Source organism: Flavilitoribacter nigricans DSM 23189 = NBRC 102662 (assembly GCF_002646595.1).
Lineage (GTDB): Bacteria > Bacteroidota > Bacteroidia > Chitinophagales > Saprospiraceae > Flavilitoribacter > Flavilitoribacter nigricans.
Window position 1 is genome coordinate 141,871 of the sequence record NZ_PDUD01000010.1, and the last position, 15,238, is coordinate 157,108.

Annotated in this window: 9 protein-coding genes; 1 reads left to right on the forward strand and 8 read right to left on the reverse strand. The window is 52.8% G+C overall.

Annotated features, from left to right (window positions below; all coding sequences use genetic code 11):
- Positions 1-13 precede the first annotated feature (13 nt).
- The 6 genes from CRP01_RS06815 to CRP01_RS06840 form a co-directional block, all read right to left on the reverse strand.
- Positions 14-727, reverse strand: coding sequence for an FkbM family methyltransferase (locus CRP01_RS06815; RefSeq protein WP_099149270.1), 714 nt, complete (start codon positions 725-727; stop codon positions 14-16).
- A gap of 50 nt (positions 728-777) precedes the next feature.
- A complete protein-coding gene (locus tag CRP01_RS06820) occupies positions 778-1,272 on the reverse strand; it encodes a hypothetical protein (protein WP_099149271.1) in 495 nt (164 codons plus the stop codon).
- 174 nt (positions 1,273-1,446) lie between these two features.
- Entirely contained in the window at positions 1,447-2,361 is a 915-nt protein-coding gene (locus CRP01_RS06825) for an energy transducer TonB (protein WP_099149272.1), read from the reverse strand.
- 221 nt (positions 2,362-2,582) lie between these two features.
- Positions 2,583-6,248, reverse strand: coding sequence for a reprolysin-like metallopeptidase (locus tag CRP01_RS06830; protein WP_099149273.1), 3,666 nt, complete (start codon positions 6,246-6,248; stop codon positions 2,583-2,585).
- Between the two features lie 323 nt (positions 6,249-6,571).
- The gene (locus tag CRP01_RS06835; protein WP_143473298.1) at positions 6,572-10,087 is read right to left on the reverse strand and encodes a hypothetical protein; all 3,516 of its coding nucleotides are present in this window, start codon (positions 10,085-10,087) and stop codon (positions 6,572-6,574) included.
- Between the two features lie 54 nt (positions 10,088-10,141).
- Positions 10,142-11,218, reverse strand: coding sequence for a WD40/YVTN/BNR-like repeat-containing protein (locus CRP01_RS06840; protein ID WP_099149275.1), 1,077 nt, complete (start codon positions 11,216-11,218; stop codon positions 10,142-10,144).
- Positions 11,219-11,324: 106 nt separating this feature from the next.
- Between CRP01_RS06840 and CRP01_RS06845 the strand changes: the two genes are divergently transcribed.
- Complete coding sequence (locus CRP01_RS06845; RefSeq protein ID WP_099149276.1) at positions 11,325-12,110, forward strand: NIPSNAP family protein; 786 nt, start codon at positions 11,325-11,327, stop codon at positions 12,108-12,110.
- A 216-nt stretch (positions 12,111-12,326) separates the two neighbouring features.
- Here the strand turns inward: CRP01_RS06845 and CRP01_RS06850 are convergent, their stop codons facing one another.
- Positions 12,327-13,547 (reverse strand): hypothetical protein, encoded by a 1,221-nt coding sequence (locus CRP01_RS06850; RefSeq protein ID WP_099149277.1) that lies wholly within the window; start codon positions 13,545-13,547, stop codon positions 12,327-12,329.
- A gap of 62 nt (positions 13,548-13,609) precedes the next feature.
- The gene (locus tag CRP01_RS06855) at positions 13,610-14,908 is read right to left on the reverse strand and encodes a M20 metallopeptidase family protein (RefSeq protein ID WP_099149278.1); all 1,299 of its coding nucleotides are present in this window, start codon (positions 14,906-14,908) and stop codon (positions 13,610-13,612) included.
- Between the last annotated feature and the right edge of the window lie 330 nt (positions 14,909-15,238).

The following is a 15,238-nucleotide window of genomic DNA, read 5'->3' on the forward strand; positions in this document are numbered from 1 at the left end:
ACTGAAGCTGCGTTCAATGGACCGACTTGAACATGAGGGTCTGTCCCAGCCAGTTCACCACGCCGTACCCGCGCTCCTGCAGGAAGCGATAGAGTTCGGTCTCCAGGATCTCTTCCAGGGTCGTTTCCTGCATCTCCACTGCGATCAATCTGGGAGCGTAGCGATCAAAATCGAGTGACTGCAGTACCGGCAGATCGTGCCCTTCTGCGTCTACGGTGAGAAAATCAATGGTTTGGCCCCGGTAGGAAGTCTGATCCAGAATATTAGTGAGGGTATCCGCCTTCACCTGACTGGGCCGGTAATCGTATTTGGTCCTTTCTTTGGTAAAATCTTCGTCCAGTGTGACGACGAGGGAATAGAATCCGTTGGTCCAGTAGGTAAGTTCACCGGATTCAGTGCTGACGGCCCGCTGGATATTGGTATCGCCGGGGCGGCGCAAGTTGAAACCTTCGATCTTGATCTTATCGATATCGATATTCACACCCCGCCAGCCTCGCTGGTAGAGTCGGAAGGTGTTGTTGTACTTGGTAGGATGGAAACAGCCGACATCGACAAAGAAGCCTTTGTAATTTTTGTCGAATTGCCGGACGATAAAGATATCCTCACCGGATTGGCCGTAATGCCGTTTACTCGTTCTGGTTAGAAATAATTTCCGCAGCAGAAACAGCTTTCGAAACAGCCAGTTGTTTTTCAGCCAATCCGGTAAGTGTTGATAACTTAGTCTCATAAGCGGCTAAGGTCGGAAAAATAGACTTAAGTCCGGCCCCAGCTCACCTTTTATTGACAATTTTCCTGGTTTTTCAGTTCTTCCGCCTGAGCTCGTATTTCGTCCAGTAGGGGCTGAATGGAGGGCACGCTTTCACCCTGATTCATTCTGACTTCTTTGGCAAAATCGCCACTTTCCACCCGTACGGTCTCGATGGGCGCATCCGCACAACCCGGACAGCCGATGGTTTCTTCGGTATCGATCAGATTATCGATATCCAGCGCTTCCACGATCGCCTGCCAGTCCTTTCCGGACAGGGTACGGTTACAAGTCCAGAGTGGGGTTTCATCATTTGGTTTACTGAATCTACGGGTTACCACCTCACCTTCTCTGAACACAAAATTATAGCGGCAATTATCGGCACAGAACCAGGCCGTCTGATCAAGGGTGATGGCCAGTTCGGCCAGATCACTTTTCTCTGTACTTACTTTTTCCTTTTCACACTGCGACGATTGGGTCAGGATCGACAGCACCAGGATCATCATTAAGAATAGGTTGTTTTTCATTGGTTTTTTAATTTTAAAATCCTATTCCCATAGACCATGTTCGGTGAAAAAGGGTTGGGTGTGCCTTGAGAAATATAAAACGAAGCGATCCGGCGTACGGTGGCGGACGGAAATTTTATCCGAACCGACCACCCGGAAAAACGCCGGAACGCCCCGTTGTTCACCAACACATCATTACTGCAATTTAAATTTCACCGGCAGGTTGAACATCACCCGCACCGGTACTTTTCGTTGCTGTCCGGGGGTCCAGGTCAGGCCTTCTTTGTTCATCAGTTCTACTACCCGGAGTGCTTCTTCTCCCAGTCCACCACCCGGAGCGCGGACGATCTGAGGATCGGTAATACTGCCGTCTCTTTCCACGACAAAAGAAATATAGGCCGTCCCTTCGATACCGTTCTCCCGAGCGATCACCGGATATTTGATATTTTTTCCGAGAAAGCTCATCAATTCCCGGTCGGAACACTTTTTGCGCTCCTCCTTGGTCGGCAGATCATTACAACCGGGGAAAAGGGGCATTTCTTCCACAAATTTGAAGATCTCCGTTACGTTCTCCTCCTCTTTCGGCGCGGGCATCGGCGGGGGCGGAGGCGGTGCTTCTTCCACGACCGGCTCCGGTGCGGTAAAGGAATCTTCGTCGGAGATACTCATATCGATGAATTCCGGTTCTTCTTCATCCAGCACTTCCTCATCCGGTACGGGCTCCAGAACGGGAGGTGGCGGAGGAGGGGGAGGTGGTGGCGGTGGTGTGGTCGTCGGCGGACTGACCAGTAATTCCGGCAGATCCTCCAGGTCCAGGGTATTATAACCTACCTGTCCGTCGTATTCCGTCCAGGCGAACCCAAGTACGGCTAAGCCGAGAGAGAGCACCAGGCCGTACTGTAGAAAGGTTCCACGCAGTCGGAATACGTCCGCGAAACCGTACTTGTTCCGTTCGGAAGCAGTCGTTTTTTTGTCCAAAGGAATAATCCGTCCGGAGCGCGAATGGAAATAACGACGCATCAGAGCGATGATCAGCAAAGTCGACAGGCTAAGCCCTGCTACTACCCATAGCAATGCCTGTCCGCTGATGGTTACATCTAGCGATACCATAATTTTTCAGTTTTAAAATGATGTAGGAAATTGGGAACGAGCTCTTATCCCTTTGGTAGTTCGACGGTACAATTCAATAGATGTGCGGCACCGCGATTATGGCGTACGGGAGCATGGATTTTTTAGTGCCGGTCATACTGCTTAAAATCAAACCGGGAAAGGACTGCGCATCCTTTCCCGGTTTGAATATCAGAACAGACCGAGGTAATCTCGTTCTTGATTTACTGCACGATCACCCGTCGGGTCAACACGCTGGCACCGATCTGCAACCGGACGAAATAAAGCCCGCGGGGCAGGTCCCCAACCTGGATCAGTTGCTCCTGTTCTCCAACGGACATCAACGAACGTTGTACCTGACTGCCTCTGGCGTCGAACAGCGATACCTGAGCCGCCTGTTCCAGCGGTCCCGGCAGTTGGAGTCGGAAACTGGACCGCGCCGGATTCGGATACAACAGAATCCGTTCCGGCACCAATTCGGGATCATCCGTATCCACGATGGCCGTATTATCGATCTTGATGGTGAAGGTCTGGGGTGGTATCCAGCCGCCGGTACCGTCTTCCACTACAAAAATGAACTGATCCAATCGGGCGTCCGGATCTTCATTGGCATAGTACAGGTTAAAGGCATTGATCGTCGCCTGCCGGAAGGTATCCCCTACCGAAAGAGCCTGATCGAGAAAATACAAAGTACCGGAAGCCGGTGCCTGTACCAGCGTATATTTCAGGTCTTCCGGGCCGTTATCCTCATCCAGTGTTTCCAGTACATCGGCCATCACGGGATTGGCCAGTCCCGGCGGCACGTAGAGCGTATCGTTGGTCACCAGCACGGGATCGATGGGTGTAGAACTGGCACAAAACTCCAGTCGCCATTCCCCAATATTCCCAACACCACCAAAACCGGAGCTGATCACCTGCACCTTCAGGGTCCAGTCGCCCCGGGTGGATTCGCCGATAAAATCAGCGAGGGGTTTGACCGGTTGGAAAACGATGCCGTCATCCGGCGGACAGGTCAGGGTGTCCGGAGCCTGATCGTCAAATCCGATTAATAGGTCGGTTGTATTTCCGCAGTTGCCGTCGAACAGGATGACTTCCGTTCCAGCCGGACTGGTAAGCGATAAACGCAGACTGCTCACCGGCTGGTAGCTCCCTTTCACCAAAGGAATGTTCAGATCGCTGATGGTCCCGTCAAAATCAACGGAGATCACCGAGGTCTTGGTTGGCAGGCCCGAACCCGGGATCACTACGGGCGTATCATTTGAAGTAAAGCCGGTGCAGATCAGATTTTCGGTATGGAAAGTATTCACCGGCAGGTATTCACCGTCACTACATTCGTTGATCGGCCGGAGTCGCCAGTAGTGCAGGGTATTTTCTTCGAGAATAACGTCCGGTTCAAATTCGGTGGTTCCTTCCGCCAGTTCCGAAGCATCCAGTAGATACGGATCTTCGAAACTGGGATTATTGGCCAGTTCCACTTCGTATTTACTGGCATTGGCGGATTCGGTCCAGGCCAGCGTGGTGGTCAGGCCAATGCCGTTCTCTCCGTCCATCGGCTCAACGATACTCACGTCACTAAAATCATTCGAGGTCAGGTTGAGGTAGAGGGTTTGTACCACCGTATCGCGCCCCGGCACGTAGGCTCGCAGTTTCACCTCGTAGGCACCGGTATTGTTCCGGTCCGGTATGTCGATCCGCAAAGTAGAAGTCTCTCCGGGTTTAATAATGGCCGGGCTGAAATCAAATGCCGCGTCATTCGGCAGGCCTTCCATGACTTCGAAAGTTATATCCTCATTGAATCCCAGAAAACTTTGGGTAGCCAGATCAATACTTACCAGATCCGGCAGGCAAACGTTCTGATTATTCTGCGAAGGAGTCATTGTAAAACCCGCGCTGGTGGGGGCAGTGATCCGAAAATTCTGTGAAGAAATATTGAAGAAGATATTGTCATTGGCCTCCACTTTAATGCGGGCCGCCACCGTTTCGATATTCGGTACCGGCACCATGGCCGAGCCGGTATTGGGGACACCCGTGGCCAGTACATAGGGATAGTTGAAGCCACCATCGGTAGATAGGCGGATATTGACAAATTGGCAATTTACCGGGTCGCGGTTGGTATTCGCTACTTCCCAGACTACTTTCTGATAAGTACCAGCCTCCCACATCGGGCGGTCTGTATCGGGCGACAAGACCATGAACGGGCCGGCTACATCCGTGGTGTGAAAAGCCACTTCCTGCCAGGCGGCCGTTCCTCCGCCGGGGTGATTATCCCGAACCGTCATTCGGAAGGTCATATCCCGGGCATAATCGGCCATCAGTTCGTTGCGGTTGGCTGTGTTGGTAACGATGTCCTCGATCCGGGGAAATACCCTGGTCGGGATCGAGGTCGGTGGGTAGGAGCGAAATAATGGCGTGTTACCACTGGGATCTCCCAGCACACTCAACGGCCCCACATCGAATTGCTCCCAGCAATAGGTCAGGTCTTCGTCTTCCAGGTCGGAACCGCTACCCGTCAACTGGAATGGGGTATTGACGGGAATATAAAACCCATCCGCATAGTCGATCCGGGCCTCCGGTTCGGTATTGTCAATACTGATCTGGGTGGCGCAGGTACGACCGGTTCCTTCGCGACTGTAGGTCATGATCTCTTCCAGAGATTGTACGTGAAAATAGCCGTCGTTATCGTTGATGAGGTTCTGGTTACCGCAGAGTCCGGCGTAGGACATGATGGTGGATCCTGAGCCGGGTTCTACCGCTTTCCCACCGACCACAGCTCCCTGGCTGGGCGGACAATTGGTAAAGGAATGGGAAGCGGAAAACTGGTGCCCGACCTCATGGGCCATGATCCGGCGCACCATTAAACTCACGTTGGAAGAGGAGTGACAGGTTACGCCTTTTTCCCGACCGAAATTACAGGCCCGACCGGGGGCAACGCCGCCCACATCCGTGCAGTCGCCGGTAAACAGGTGCCCCAGGTCAAAGGAAGAAAGCGAGATCTTCGCATCCGTGGTGAAGGCATCGCTGATCTGATTGACCAGGGCCAGACCACCGTTGGCGTTCACAAATGGATCCAGTTGGGGATCCAGCCAGATCAGTTTTTCAATATCTTCGATCAGCATGAAGCGGATCGACAATTCACTTTCGTAGATCTCCGTGAGCAGGGATACGGCCTCGTTAAAGCTGGACAGTACCGATTCTTTAGTCCCGCCGTGGGTTTGCGCGTATTCGCCCGTACAGGCCAGCGCCAGAGAGTAAACGCGGAGATCCACGGAAGCGGCGCCACTTCGACCGCCGGATACGGGTCTCTCTGCCTCCCATTCATCCGCTTCCAGGGTTTCCGGCGTCATTTCCGGACTCAGCCCGCAATCCAGGGCAATAGAACCATCCGACTCCAATGTCACCTCCCGACCGAAATAGACGCGATAGAGATCGTCCCGCTCCAGCGTAAGGGCATCAATGTACACTTCGCCAAAACGGGTCCGCAGGATCGCGGATAAGCCGTTGGTACCGTAGGTCATCCGGCCGCTGCTGTTGGCACGCTGGGTGCCTATCAGCCGGAATGATTGAATGTTGGGATATTTTGCCGCCAGACGGGGCATCATCAACGGAGAATGGACCACCAGATAGGTTTCGGTCTCTCCGTTGGGTAGCGGGAAGGTGACTTCCAGCGTATTCCGGCCCTGGCCGGCACTTTCCTCCGGAGCGTTTGCCAGCAGGCTTTTAAAAGCGGACATGTCCACCGTTACCGGGCGAAACTGCTTAATATTGACCGTGCCGTCATCCGACCGACCGGTTCCGGGAGCGATGCTGACATCCCGCCAGAAAATATGTTGCGCCGAAAGACTTGTCGAAAGAGCCAATAACAAAACGAGGGGTAAAAATCTACTGATCATCTGACATTTTTAAATTTGGTACGTAGTAAATCTTATGAACAGGGGCCGTCTCCACCGTACACCACGGCAGACAGGCAGCACCTGCCGGCAGTAACCAGTTTTAATCCGGTTGCCGGTAAGTGTGGCATTTTTCAGAAGGTTCAATAAGATATATGTAGTAGCTATCGTAGCTGCTCAAAGCCATAATTTTCCAACATATGAGCTCCTCTTCTGATCTAAAAGACACCCATATTTTACAAATTTCCCGAAAAAAAGCGCTTCAATTCTGTTTTAAAGCGGACAGTTCAGGGTTCTTTGGTATAGTGATCCGTCGTTCTGCCATGCTAAAAAGTGGCTGCCACCTGCGCCCGTCCCACATGGACCACCCCCGCCGTACCGGTTTTCCGGCCTTCGTAACTAAGAGAAAGCTGAATATTTTTGGAGAGCTGCCGGTTCAGATTGATGTTCCACAGAAAATTCTCGCCCCGCTGCAGGCCGTTCAGTATCGCAAAACCTACCGGAGAATTCGTCGCTCCGGTAAAATCTACATTAATATACGAGAAACTCAGTCCATAGGATGACTGGCCGGGACGAAAAGTTCCCTCCAGGCCGAGATTGTGCTGTACCGCTTCCTCATCACCTCCCCCACTCAGGACGTTGCGATCCTGCCGGAATTTATAGTTAAAGATCAACCGGAAATTTCGGGAAGGTAGATAAGTTACTTCCGGCTCGAGTTCCCGAAAAGCCAGGGTGTAATCGCGATTATTAAAAAATTCCGAATCGCTGGCCTTCTCTCCCCAGCTCAGTTTCACTTCACTACTCAGTGCGGTGCTGAAGTTGGCGCGTCCCTGTAGAAAGTACTCCGACAGCCGCCGACTTTCGTAACCGGTCGTCTGGACAATGCGGTTGCGGTTGTCCGACTGTCCCAACTGCAGTGAAAAATCGGGATTCGCCCGGTTAAAAAACAACGTATTCCGCATATTCGCATTCAGGGCAACCAGGGCCGTATCCGGCACATTCAGTTGCAATGGATTCCAGGCATTGACGGCATCCGATGCTCTGGTCTTTCGGTTGATCTGTAAATTGCTCAGCGTGGAAAACCGCCCCAAAAACTTCCGAAAACCGGTCGCACTCCGCCAGATCCGCCGGGGATCGATGCTGATGCTCTGATTCAGCCCCGCATTATCCGTCCGAATGAAATCATCCGTGATCACACTGATCCGCACATAATCCGCCAGATCCTGAAAAGGAGCGATCTCCATTTCATTAAACTGGATTTTCCCATCATTATTATACAGCGAATCCAACCAGATGTGGGTTCCCGATCCGGGCGTCACCCGGGCGTAGGTAAATTCTACCTTGGGTTCCTGCCCCGAACCGATCTCGTAAGTCGTATTGGTGCGCAGTACGCCTTTCCAGAGATTGGTGTTGATATCAAACCGGCCCAGGAAAGTTTCCGCCGGGTCCTGATCGGTGAGCTCCTGATCCTGAATACTGAGCTGGCGGTAAGACAAGTTGCCGGTAAGCGTGAATTGATGCACTTCGTTCCGTGCGTTCCAGGTACCGTTGAGGTTGCCTTCCTTAGCCCGGGAAGAACGGGAGAATTCCCGGATCACCGGAGCGTAATCCTGCCGGTCGCGGTAGCTCATTTCGAGCTGAAAGTTATCCTGTTGCGGACTGCGCAGAAACAGCCGATGCCGATCATAAAAAAAACTGTTGGCCTGTAGGGTATCCGAAGCGATTCCGTAGCGCTCACTTTTTTCCCGCTCGGCCTGCCAGCCTACCGACCAGCCGCCGAGTTTTTCAAAAGTCTTGCGAATATTGAGCCGGGGGCGCGATAAACTGGTGTTCTTGGTGCTTTCTTCGGTATTGACCCAGTCCAGCAGACCGTTTACCTGCCAGCCGGCAGTATTCAGGTCCAGATTAGCCCGGTGTCGCCAGCCGTTATACAATTCATCCCGCAGAAAAGTGCTCAGGCGATAGCCAAGCTCTCCCAGTCCGCGTCTTTGCAGGGCGATTCCCGCCAGCCCCAGGTGTTCATCCGCCTGCTCCACGGTGCCCTGCCCCTGAATATCGACCAAGTTCCAGTCGCGCAAAAAATCCGGAGAACGATAAGGGTTGAGCGGTTGAAAAGTGGCGGCTTTGTATTCATAGCTGAGGTCGGTGTACAATTGCCACTTACTCGAATCGGCACCCAGTGGCGTGCTGCGTTCCAGTTGACTGAATACCGCTACGCCCCGATCGTTGGCATTATCCAGGTTGGAGAACCGGTTGAGATCCAGTTGGCTGTAAGCGACTTCCGCCCGCAGGTTACCGCCTTTGATCTGCAGGGCACCTCCGGCCGTAAGCATGCGTTGCTGCTGGGGCGCCGTCAACTGCCGGATCGGTTCATAACTCCCCGCCGGCTGACAGCTCAAGGTATCATAACCTACCCAGCGATAGACCTTTTCATTGGCTATGTTTTCGGGATCCAGTTCGTAAGCTCCGTTACCGGCTCCCACAAAAGTAAAGCGGGCAACATACCGGCCCCGTTCCGGATCGGTTTCGTACCGGAGATACTGGAATACGGAATCTACGCCCCCGCAGCGAAAGCTGGTATCGATCAGTTCGTAAGTTGCCCGGGTAGCAGCCGTTTGATCCAGCGTGTCGATCGTGGAAACCAGCGCCAGCCCCAGATCGTCCCCAGCCTGGCTCAGTACGAGTTTATCTGCGTCCGACAGGGGCGTATCTCCGGTAGCATTCCGGCTATCCTGCTGGCTAAACATATTCACATAAAAGCTGGCCCGTTTATTCTGGTAATTGGAGTTGATCGCATACAGGGAGCGGACGTATTCACGATCCGAATATTCAAATTCCACCACGATCCGGCTGTCCTTGGTGATCAGACGCCGGTGAGTAAAAGTCAGTTCGCCCCGGTCGTAATTGATGATATAATCCTGCTCCAGGCCCCGCTGCATCAGCTCGTTATCGATCCAGACCTTTTCCGTACCGGCCAGTACGATGATGAAGCGTTCGCCCTGAGCGCCCCGAAGTTTATAAGGCCCCTGGTTACCTTCCTGCGCTACGATCCGGTTGCGGGTGAACTGACCACGCGCCACGGCGACGCTGGCATTGGAGGTAAGACTCGCTTCTTCGGTCAAATCCAGTCGGTTGCTGAAGGTAGCCCCCTGCAGTTTTTTGAAATAATTCATAAAGTACCCCTGCGGACGCTGTAATTCGTAATCCCCGGCAATTAACTGGTTATTGTCCTTCCGCAGACGAATGAATACCTTGTCGAATTCCCGCAACTGCTGGGTATTTCCCTCCGCCTGTAGGGGAATATTTTCATCGGTGATCGCGGCAGCGACTTCTATGCCGTCTCCGATCTCGCCGGCCATTTGTAGATTGAATCGCGAATTGAGTACCAGATCCTGGCTATTACCGAAGGAAATCCCGCGGGCGAAGCTTCCATTGTACTGTAATCCTTTGAAATCGATGGCCGGTTCATCCTTTTCAAAGGGATTATAGTCCAGCATCAGAATACCTTCTTCGTTGGCTATGCGGCTGGTATCCAGCCGCTGTGCGGGCCGGCCGATATCAAAGGGAAATACCCGGTAATCGATACGGATCATGGTAATAGGACGTTTTTTCCAATAGATAAAGCGCCCGTCCGTCCGGTATGTACTCGTATCGATACGACTTTTTGACAAAGTATCCCGGATCAGAATGGAATTGGGGATGATGGTGAAGGTATCTAGCAGTAAAGTATCGGAGGTCGGCAGCAGTACCCGGCTCCGCTGATTTTGCCACAGATCGGTCTGCCCCCAGACCGCTACCGGCAAGAGTAGTATGCATAGTATGTTTAGGTACTGCTGTTTCATTCGCAGCAATACAACGCAAAAATCGTGCTAGCGCGTATAGCGTGGTTCTGCCACTCAAGTGGTTCTGCCACTAATCAATAACCGTGCCACCTTGCCATTTCCCGCCAGCCAGACTACCCGCCAGCTATCTCCGAAACGAAAGGTGTAAAAACTCTGATCGTTCAGTTTTTCCCAGCTTTCGCCTCCGTTCAGGGAATAGGAAGTGCCGGGAATACCCGCCGCCAGAATCATTTGCCCGTCTGTACCGGGGGCATAGCGCACACAGGAGCGATAGCCCGGTTCCTGGCCGTCCGCTATGAGCTGCCAGGTGCGACCGCCGTCGCTGGTCATGGCTTTGTTGCTGGAGTTGTTGGGTTTGTCGTTCCAGTCGCCACCGAAGATGATCCCATGCTGTTCGTCCAGGAAATCGACTGTGTAGATTCCCGTCATCTGACCGCCTTCCCGAATCGGGGTATCGAATACTTCCCAGCTTTGCCCGCGGTCGGGAGTGTGGAGCACCCGGGCGCGAGCGCCGCCGCTGACGATCCAGGCGTGATCGCCGTACACGGAAATGTTGGAGTTACTGGCGGCAAAGGCCGCTTCTCCTTCCTCGGCGGCCGGTAGATCTTCACAGTCTACTTTTCGCCAGGTACGGCCGCCATCCCGGGTGATGATCACGGAGAGGCAACCATCCGTCGGATCGCCCATGGCAATTCCGTGCTGCTCATCCCAAAAGGTCATGGCATCATAGAAGGCTGCCGGATCGTCTTCCCGGTAAGCGAGCTGCCAGCTTTGGCCCCGATCCGTAGAGCGAAACAACAGGGCCGGAGAAGCTATACTTAGTAAAAACACCGCTTCGTCCGTTACCGCTATAGCGCGAAAATGGGGTTGTAGACTATCCCAGCGCAGACTGTCAGTGTACCAGTTTTGTCCACCGTCTTGGGTATAACCGTAAACTCCCCCGGAACCGGCAAACCACACCGTACTGTCATTAACCACCTCCAGCGCCCGGATACTGGACGCGAACGGGAAGGTATCCAGTTCGGCGACCGACAGGCTGGAAGGCAGCGTTTCACGATCCTCAGTAAGTTCCAAATTCCCGCAGGCCGCCAGCCCGGCAACCACAAAAAACAGGGTAAATAAACGTATCATGATGGTGAATTTGCAAAGAATGAATGGATAGGCCCTAAATTGCGAAAACTCAGGAAGTAAGTTGACTAAAACCGCATAATTTTAAAACTGCAAAACAAAACGACTTATGAAAAGACGGAATTTCATAAAAACAACCGCGGCTACGGCTATTACCGCCTCTACGATCGGAACGGCCGCTGCGAGTAATCAGTCCGCACCGGTGGCCACCCAGCAGATCTACGAACTGCGGGTCTATACCCTGAAACGCGGCGGAGCTCTCAATCGGCTGACCAGTTACCTTTCCTCCGCTTTAATCCCGGCGCTTAATCGCTACGGCTGCCCAACGGTGGGGGTGTTCAAAGAAATGTCAGCGCCGGAACCTACCAAGATCTACCTCTTGATCCCTTATGTCTCCATGGAGCATTTTGGGGGCGTCGGTGAATTCCTCAGTGAGGACGAAGACTACCAGCAGGCGGAAAAGGACTACCGGATGATCCCGCAGGATAATACCGTGTATACCCGCTTTGACACCTGGCTGATGCGGGCCTTTTCGGTCATGCCCGAGATGAAAGCGCCGAAGGCGGAATCTCGCATCTTTGAATTACGGACTTATGAAGGTTACAGCGAAGATGCCGTGCGCCGGAAAGTAAAAATGTTCAACAACGGCGAATTACCCATTTTCCTGGAAACCGGGCTGCATCCCGTATTCTTCGGTCATCTGCTCAGCGGTCCGGAGATGCCCGCTCTTACCTACATGCTTACGTTCAAAGATATGGAAGAGCGCGATGCCAACTGGAAGGCTTTTATCGATCACCCGGATTGGAAGGAGCTCTCCGGCCTGGAAGAATACGCCAATTCTGTTTCCAATATCATTCGGCGATTCCTGCTGCCGCTGGATATTTCGCAGGTTTAAGTATGTGGTAAGGTTGGAAGGTAGTAAAGTGTTTAGGTGTAGAGATTCGCTATTTGAAGATCGGACATTTATACTTGGCCGCTTTTCCACTCAGGCCGAGGGAATTAGGAGCTGATTTGTGGGCTTCAGTAAAAAGGTAGCCATACTGACCGAAGTGGTTTGGGAATCCTGACTGTGACTAGCGCGTCAGGACCAAACCACTTTGCGTAATTTATATCATTCAACTTCAATTTCCCACTCCTGGCTTTCGCCCTGTGGGTTTTCCAGTCTCAACCGATATTTACCGGGCTGTAGGATTAAAGGAATACGCTCTTCCGCCCGGCTTCGTTCAATCACTTCAATGGGTGCTGCGCTTTCCAGATCTCCCGCCGGCCAGACTTTAAAGATGATCGGATAATGGATCGTAATTTTTTCTTTATCGGGGAAATACAATTGGTTGCCCGGCTCATTTACGAGCCAGACCGGACGTTCCAGCACGTATTGGGTACGCGGATGGTAAACCAGCATATCAAAACGATCATCCGTGCCCGGCCAGCCGCTGAATAACTTCCCCTGCTCATCTGTAAAGACGCTGGGCTGGGTCAAATTGATCATCCGGTATAGACCGGTAGCCATGCCATCGTGGGTTTCGCTCAGCAAATACTGGTTGATCGTCAGCGGGTCGATGCCGGTCATCCGTTTGAGATGGTAAGCCATTCGCTTTTGGTAGCGAGATCTCGCTTCGCTGTCGAGCACTTCGATATTGTGATCAAAACCGCAAAGCACGACGATCCGGGCGTCCGGGTCCTGTTCAATGACTTTGGCAATGTAGACGGCCTGCATTGAGTCCCGATCATCACCAAAATTTTCGTATGCAAACAGTTGAAATCCCAGGCGATGAGCTTCGCGGATAAGGCGACTCATTTGGGGTTCCCGCACATAACTACCGGATGCTTTGGAGTAGAGTGGATACCCTCGTTCATTCAGTTCATTATCACAGGGAAATTCCTCCGGTAAGGAAGCACAATTACTCAAAGCTTCCAGACCGAAATACTGAAAGCCAACCGCTCGTAAACCGGACAGCAAATCTTTAGTGAAATGCCGGTGCCGGGGATTGATATGCGATTCATTGATCAGCACGATCCGCTCATTCGCTGCCCGGCGCAGAATTTCGGCTTTGGCATTAATGGGATGGAAATTCCGAAAGTAGGCGATCTGCTCCATGGTCAGCGTATCGAACCCCATCCGGTCGGTGATGTAATAATCGTGTACTTTGAAGGCTTCCCGTTGGCGTCCGATATAGGTATATTCCCAGGCAGCACGCACTTTACGGAGGGTTCCGGCGGCTAATTCTTCCCGGATCTGGTGAGCAAACCGGTTGGGATAAAGTGGAATAGTATCCCGGGCACTTAAAGCCAGGCTGCCACCCAGACAGCAGAACAGTAGAAAGCGCTTCATACGATAGCAATTGGACATTGGAGGCCGGCCCGGTTCCAACAGCCCCGACCGGCCTCCAAGGATCAGGATTTTCCGTTGAACAAGTCGATCAATCCCTGCGAAGTTACATTCACACCGGTTTCAATGGAAGTTTCCGGATCCGGGTAGTAAAAAGGAGAATGCAGACCGGGAAGATCGCCGGATTGCAGACGCTCTTCGGGGGCGGTACCCAGCCAGAACAGTACTGCCGGCACATCCTCGGGGGTGAGTCCGTAGCGGGAGAAATCCTCTCCGATCATCAGCGGTTCGGCGTCGATCACCTGCTCCGCACCGATGGCTTTCTGAGCGGAAGCTACCAGGTGATCCACCAGTTCCGGATCGTTGTAATTCGCCGGCGTAAATACATCCGGGATAATTACCTCCGGCATCATATCTTCCGGCAGGCCGGCTCCGAGGGCCACACCCCGGGTAATTTCCTTGATCCGCTTGTGCACAAACAGTCGGGTCTCTTCGGCGTAGGTCCGAACCGTCAGTTCCAGTTTGGCACCATCGGGGATCACATTATAGGCCGTACCGCTCTGGAACACTCCTACCGTCACGACGGCCGCATCGGTTGGTTTGATATTTCGGCTGACTATCGTCTGCAGGTCCATCACGATCATACTCGCGATCACCACGGGGTCGATCGACATATGGGGGGAAGCTCCGTGCGCGCCCTTGCCGAATACATTGATCGTGATCTTTTCCGTATTGGCCATGGTATATCCTTTACCAAATCCCACCTGGCCCGCGGGGATGGTCGGGCTGCAGTGCAGTCCCACGGCATAATCCGGCACGCCGAACTTCTGATACAGCCCCTCATCGATCATCATCTTCGCACCCTGGCCAATTTCCTCGGCCGGCTGACCGATCATCATCAGCGTACCCTTCCACTGGTCTTTCATCTGGGCCAGTGCGCGGGCCGTACCGAGCCAGGTGGTCATGTGCATATCGTGACCGCAGGCATGCATGGCGCCGGGGCCATCCGTTCCGGGGACATTTTTACTGGTGTAAGGTAGCTCCGTCCGCTCGGCCATCGGCAACGCATCCATATCCGTGCGGTACAGGATCTGAGGGCCTTCTCCGTTTTTCAGAATGCCGACAATGCCGTGCCCCCCGAAACTTCTGGTCACTTCAAAACCCAGTTGCTCCAACTCTTTGGCCAGCGCTTCGGCGGTTTCCTTCTCCTGCAGGGATATTTCCGGGTGCTGGTGGCGGGTTTTGTAAAATTCCAGCAAATAAGGGAGATCCCGTTCAATCAGATCCCCGGGAACGATGGGTCCGTTCCAACTCATTAACCCGATGGCGACGATACCTAAAACGATCAAACTCAATTTCTTCATACTAGCTGCATTTCTGTTTTGCCAACAAAATAACCATTAATTTATGATTTTGGCAGAGCGACGACGCGCTTCGGCGAGCGGAACGTACTTTTTGGATATTGTCCGGAGAATCATAGCCGCAACGAATTTTTTTGAATATTTTTAGGTGGATAAGGAGCCCCACTAAGATTTCCGAAAATTATTAACCGCAGGTTCAGCATACAGTACCTGGCTACGAATTAGCACGAATTTCCACCGATCTAATACGGAGCAAGTCATCAATTCACCAAGATATTCGTGCTGATTGGTGCCAAAGGCAATGCCGGGGTCTCCGGTATCGCCACCGGCCCG